The following is a 227-nucleotide window of genomic DNA, read 5'->3' as shown; positions in this document are numbered from 1 at the left end:
TTCGAACCCCCGACCCCCTCGGTGTAAACGAGGTGCTCTGAACCAGCTGAGCTAATCGCCCTATTTACTAGGTTGCTATCTTTTTGTGATTGCGAGTGCAAATATACATTTAGAATTTATATTTACAAGCCTTTTTAAAAAAAAATGTGGGCGATGAGGGGTTCGAACCCCCGACCCCCTCGGTGTAAACGAGGTGCTCTGAACCAGCTGAGCTAATCGCCCTATTT

Annotated in this window: 1 tRNA gene; it reads right to left on the bottom strand. The window is 46.3% G+C overall.

The window, feature by feature from the left end:
• Positions 1-147: 147 nt before the first annotated feature.
• Positions 148-222, bottom strand: a tRNA-Val gene (locus tag DMB71_RS00045).
• Positions 223-227 lie beyond the last annotated feature (5 nt).

This window comes from Flavobacterium tistrianum, assembly GCF_003254545.1.
Taxonomy (GTDB): domain Bacteria; phylum Bacteroidota; class Bacteroidia; order Flavobacteriales; family Flavobacteriaceae; genus Flavobacterium; species Flavobacterium tistrianum.
Note: the sequence above shows the minus strand (reverse complement) of the source record. Positions and strands in the feature narration are given on the sequence as shown.